At 60.8% G+C, this 5,574-nt stretch carries 3 protein-coding genes; 2 read left to right on the forward strand and 1 reads right to left on the reverse strand.

Going from position 1 to position 5,574, the window contains the following annotated elements:
- Positions 1-138: 138 nt before the first annotated feature.
- Entirely contained in the window at positions 139-966 is an 828-nt protein-coding gene (locus ACQRBT_RS24920; RefSeq protein WP_060755323.1) for a N(5)-hydroxyornithine transformylase PvdF, read from the reverse strand.
- A 199-nt stretch (positions 967-1,165) separates the two neighbouring features.
- On the opposite strand from ACQRBT_RS24920, the gene ACQRBT_RS24925 reads away from it, so the two are divergent.
- Positions 1,166-2,818, forward strand: a complete 1,653-nt coding sequence (locus ACQRBT_RS24925) for a cyclic peptide export ABC transporter (RefSeq protein WP_060755324.1) — start codon at positions 1,166-1,168, stop codon at positions 2,816-2,818.
- Between the two features lie 110 nt (positions 2,819-2,928).
- Positions 2,929-5,370 carry a TonB-dependent siderophore receptor gene (locus ACQRBT_RS24930; protein ID WP_090371669.1) on the forward strand — a complete coding sequence of 814 codons (2,442 nt, stop codon included), beginning with the start codon at positions 2,929-2,931 and terminating at the stop codon, positions 5,368-5,370.
- Positions 5,371-5,574 lie beyond the last annotated feature (204 nt).

The raw sequence follows: 5,574 nt of genomic DNA on the forward strand, positions 1-5,574 counted from the left end.
GTATCAGTCACGGTTTCTTAACCTGACACACCGTCATCGGGAGCAAGCCCCCTCCCACAGGTTATCCATCGTCCGCTCTATCGCTTAACTGACTGGCATTAGGGCAAGCCCCCTCCCACACTTGGATCACATGCAAGTTCAGCCCTGCTGCGCCAACCGCTCCAGCCCTTCATGCAACGCCGGGAACAAGCTGTTGTTGAAGTTGTTCCAGCGCAGTTCAAGGATGGTGTCCTGCGGCGATATCTCGGTGTTGAGCACGTCGTGGAAGACTTCACCGGAGTCGATACCGTTGTCCACGTAGTGGAACGACGCACCCGTCAGGTACAGCGGCTCGCAAGGCTTGGTCTCTTTGGTCGCCCAGTCCACCACCGCCTGGCCACGCGCGCCGTACAACGCATTCCAGGTGGCATAGGCGCCACGGCGCTCATAAGGCGACTCGAGGCGGGTAATGCCGGGGTGGATATTCATGATGCGTCGGGCAAACGGCGCGCCGGGGCGTACCAGCTCATCGAGGATCACCAGCAAACCGTCCAGCACCACGATATCGGCCTTCAACTCCACCAGCGTGTCGTGCAGGCGACGCTCGAAATCCTGCTTGCCGGCGATATGTTCCGCGCTGCCACGCGGCAAGCGACGGTAGGTGGACGGCACACTCAGCAGCAGGTCGTTGACCAGCGTGCCCTGCACCCGCAAGTCCGCCGGGTACAGCCACTGGCGGCCAGGCTGGTAGGCAAAGCCATAGTCGCTGACCAGTTGCTGGTCCCGTGGGTTCTGCTCGTCATCGTCATACACCACGCCCACCAGGTTGTAGCGCTGGCCCAGCGGCGTGTCATTGAGGGATCCCACCAGAAACTCCAGCACCGACTTCATGTAGCGCTCGTGGTCCTTGTAGGCCACCGGCTGCCCGGCCTTGTCGGCGGCGGCATTTCTCAGGGACCACACATACACCAGGTTCTTTTTCGTCATTGTTTCGCTCTCGCTGAGGGGACTGCGCAGCGCGTGGATACACGTGCGCCTACAGCACAAGAACGAACCAGCGTCGCGGCAATTTATCCGGCGTGGCCGCCGCCCGGCGCGCCGAGCTAAATCCTTGCGCCGACGCTTCGTTTGTCAGGGGTAAGGGTCTGTGTGCCCAGCCCCTCTTTTCACTCTCCGGGATGTACTTATGACCGACCCCAAACGCGGCGCCTTCAATGGCCTGCTCGCCCTGCTCAGGCCCTTTCGTATGATCGTGACGGTCTCCGTCGCCCTCGGCATGGCGGGCGGCCTGGCCATTACCCTGCTGCTGGCCACCATCAACAATGCCCTGCACTCGGCCAACGGCATGACCCAGGGCGTGGTGCTGACCTTTGCAGCGCTGTGCGTGGTGGCGCTGGTCAGTTCGATCATCTCGGACATCGGCACCAACTACGTCGGGCAGCGCATCATTGCCGCCCTGCGCAAAGACCTCGGCGAGAAGGTGCTGTCGGCGCCCATCGGGCAGATCGAACGCTACCGTTCCCACCGGCTGATCCCGGTGCTGACCCACGATGTCGACACCATCAGCGACTTTTCCTTTGCATTCACCCCGCTGGCCATCGCCGCCACGGTCACCCTCGGTTGCCTGGGCTACCTGGCCTACTTGTCGGTGCCGATGTTCCTGATGATGGTGGTGGCGATCATCATCGGCAGCGCCGTGCAGTTCATTGCCGGCGGCAAAGGCATCCAGGGTTTCGACCTGGCGCGCAGCCATGAGGATGAATTGCAGCGTTACTACAATGCGATTGCCTCCGGCGCCAAGGAGCTGCGCATGCACCGCCCACGGCGTTTTCGCATGAACACCCACCGCATCCAGGAAACCGCCGACCGCATCAGCGACATCCAGGTGCGCTCAGTCAACATCTACATCCTGGCCAAGACCTTCGGCTCGATGCTGTTCTTCGTGGTCATCGGCCTGGCCCTGGCGATGCAGGCATACAACCCCAACCCGGACCCCACGGTGATCACCGGTTTCGTGCTGGTGCTGCTGTACATGAAAGGCCCCCTGGAACATCTGCTGGGTTACCTGCCGGTGGTGGGCAAGGCGAAGATCGCCTTTGGCCGTATCAGTGAATTGTCCGAGCGTTTCTCGTCGCCCGAGCCGCACCTGCTGATGGACGACAGCGAGGCGCCCAAACCGATGGTCAACAGCCTGGAGCTGCGCAATGTGAGCTACAGCCCGCCGGCGGTCGAGGGTAGCGCGCCGTTTCACCTGGGGCCGATCAACCTGAGCATCAAGCAAGGCGATATCGTGTTTATCGTCGGCGAAAACGGCAGCGGCAAGACCACCCTGATCAAACTGCTGCTGGGTTTGTACACCCCGCAGTCGGGCGAAATCCGCCTCAATGACGAGACCGTGACCGACCCCGAGCGCGACGATTATCGCCAGCTGTTCACCACGATCTTCTCCGACTATTACCTGTTCGATGACCTGGTGCAGGGCAGCGCCACGCAGTCGCTGGACAGTGCCGCCAAATACCTGGAGCGCCTGGAAATCGCGCACAAGGTCAGCGTCAAGGATGGCGTGTTCAGCACCACCGACCTGTCCACCGGCCAGCGCAAGCGCCTGGCCCTGGTCAACGCCTGGCTGGAGGAGCGCCCGGTACTGGTGTTCGACGAATGGGCCGCCGACCAGGACCCGGCGTTCCGCCGGATCTTCTACACCGAGCTGCTGCCGGACCTCAAGCGCCTGGGCAAAACCATCATCGTGATCAGCCACGACGACCGTTATTTCGATATCGCCGACCAGTTGGTGCGCTTGCGTGCCGGCCAGGTGGTGCACGCGCTGGAACCGGCGTGAATTTTGTTTTCCGGTTTTCTGAGGTAGGAACGTCTCACTAGTGGTAATGAGAACCAGCCTCAATTAACACCTAGAATTTGCCCACTTAAAACCTAGAAGAGAAAGCATCCATGCCAGCACGACTCGGCCTCAGCCCACTGAGCAAGGCGTTAACCATGCGCCGGGCCCTGAACATCAACCTTCTTCCAAGCGCCTTGGCCCTGGCAGTATCGTTGCCGATCGCAGGCTATGTGCAGGCTCAGGAGATCGAGTTGAATATTCCTGCCCAGGCGCTGGGGAGCGCACTGCAGGAATTCGGGCGCCAGGCCAACGTGCAGGTGTTGTACAGCCCCAGCGACGTGCAGGGTAAAAACAGCCGTGCGGTCAAGGGCAAGATGGCGCCACAGCAAGCCATCGACCAGTTGTTGGCGGGCACATCGACCACCCACAGCCTCAACGGCAATGCGTTGACGGTTGCCGCCGCCGGCGACACCACCGCCCTGGAGCTGAGCCCCACCCAGGTCAACGGTAACGTGCTGGGCAATATTACCGAGGGCTCCGGCTCCTACACCCCAGGCACCATCGCCACCGCGACGCGCCTGACCCTCACGCCACGCCAGACCCCACAGTCGATTACCGTGGTCACCCGCCAGCACATCGAAGACTTCGGCCTCAACAACGTCGATGACGTGATGCGCCACACGCCGGGCATCACCGTGTCGGCCTATGACACCGACCGCACCAACTACTACTCCCGGGGTTTCTCGGTCAACAGTTTCCAGTACGACGGTATTCCGTCCAGCGTGCGCAACGTCGGCTACTCGGCGGGCAATACCCTGAGCGACATGGCGATCTATGACCGTATCGAAATCCTCAAGGGCGCCACCGGCCTGCTCAACGGCGCAGGCTCCCTGGGTGCGACCATCAACCTGATCCGCAAGAAGCCCACCGCCGACTTCAAGGGCCATGTGACCGTGGGCGCAGGTTCGTGGGACAACTATCGCAGTGAAGTCGATGTCAGCGGCCCCTTGACCGAGAGCGGCAATGTGCGTGGCCGGGCGGTGGCGGCGTACCAGGACAAGAAGTCCTTCATGGACCACTACTCGCGCAAGACCGAAACCTACTACGGCATCACCGAATTCGACCTGTCCCCGGACACCATGCTGACCGTCGGCTTCGACTACCAGGACAACATTCCGAAAGGTTCCAGCTGGTCCGGCGCGTTCCCGCTGGTCAACTCCAACGGCAGCATCAACAAGATGCCGCGCTCCTACAACAACGGCACCACCTGGAGTTCATGGGAGCAGAACACCCGTACCGCCTTCGCCATGCTCGAGCATGACCTGGGTGACGGCTGGGTGACCAAACTGCAACTGGACCACAAGATCAACGGCTACCACGCTGACCTTGCATCGATTCAGTTCGTCCAGCCGGCCGCCGATGGCACCGCCGAGATCAACGGACAGAAATACACGGGTGAAACCAAAAGCACCTCGGCCGATCTTTATGCCACCGGGCCGTTCAGCCTCTTTGGTCGTGAACATGAATTGGTGGTGGGCGGCTCGATCGGTACTTCGCGCTGGCAGGGCAAAGGTTACTGGTCGCCGGAATGGCCGCAGGGCAACAAAGTCGATTTCTACAACTGGAACGGCAAGCTCGGCAGGCCAATCTACGGGCCGGTCCAGCAGTACATCGACGACACTATCCGCCAGAACGGCTACTACGTGACCACACGCTTGAACGTGATCGATGACCTGAACGTGATCCTCGGCGGGCGCGTGGCCAACTACCATGTCACCGGCAACAACCCTTCGTACAAGGAAACCGGGCGGTTCATCCCTTACGCCGGGGTGATCTACGACCTCAACGACAACTTCTCCGCGTACGCCAGCTACACCGATATTTTCCAGCCCCAGGAAAGCACCTATAAGGACCGCGACAGCAAACTGCTGGACCCGGACGAAGGGCAAAACTACGAGCTGGGCCTCAAGGGTGAGTTCTTCGACGGCCGCCTGAACACCAGCATCGCCTACTTCGAAGTGCACGAGACCAACCGGCCGATCTCGGACGACGCCTACAACAACCAGACGCCAACCCCGAACAACTACGCGTTCAAGAGCTCCAAGGCGGTCACCAAAGGTTATGAGGCAGAAATTTCCGGTGAGCTGAGCCCGGGCTGGCAAGTCCAGGGCGGCTACACCCACAAGATCGTGCGTGACGACGACGGCAAGAAAATCTCTACCTTCGAACCCGAGCACCAGGTCAACCTGAACACCACCTACAAGCTCAAGGGTGACCTCGACAAGTTCACCATCGGCGGCGGCGTGCGCTGGCAGACCAAGGGCTGGCAAGAGGTCTGGAACCAACCCCTCAACCAGAACCAGGACATTACCCAGGAATCCTACTGGCTGGTGGACCTGATGACCCGCTACCAGGTCACCAAGAACCTGTCGGCGACCGTCAACTTCAACAACATCTTCGACAAGTCCTACTACACCAACGTGGGCTTCTATAACTCGGCCGCCTACGGTGAGCCGCGCAACGTGATGGTCAGCACCCGCTGGGACTTCTGATGTAAGCCCTTGACCACCCTGCGTGGTCGAACAAACGCCCGATGAGAGCCCTGCTTTCATCGGGCGTTTTTTTATACCTGCCCCCTTGCGACCGCACCTTGTGCGGGCTTGCCCTACTGCCAATCAGTTAAGCGATAGAACGAACGATGGACAACCTGTGGGAGGGGGCTTGCTCCCGATGGCGGTGTGTCAGGCTCAGAACCG

It is taken from the genome of Pseudomonas sp. R19M, assembly GCF_050312585.1.
GTDB classification, from domain to species: Bacteria; Pseudomonadota; Gammaproteobacteria; order Pseudomonadales; family Pseudomonadaceae; genus Aquipseudomonas; species Aquipseudomonas palleroniana.

What these genes read in the sequence shown, in the direction of transcription:
- ACQRBT_RS24930 (WP_090371669.1), top strand. Translation starts at nt 2,929, where the DNA reads ATGCCAGCACGACTCGGCCTCAGCCCACTGAGCAAGGCGTTAACCATG.
- ACQRBT_RS24925 (WP_060755324.1), top strand. Translation starts at nt 1,166, where the DNA reads ATGACCGACCCCAAACGCGGCGCCTTCAATGGCCTGCTCGCCCTGCTC.
- ACQRBT_RS24920 (WP_060755323.1), bottom strand. Translation starts at nt 966, where the DNA reads ATGACGAAAAAGAACCTGGTGTATGTGTGGTCCCTGAGAAATGCCGCC.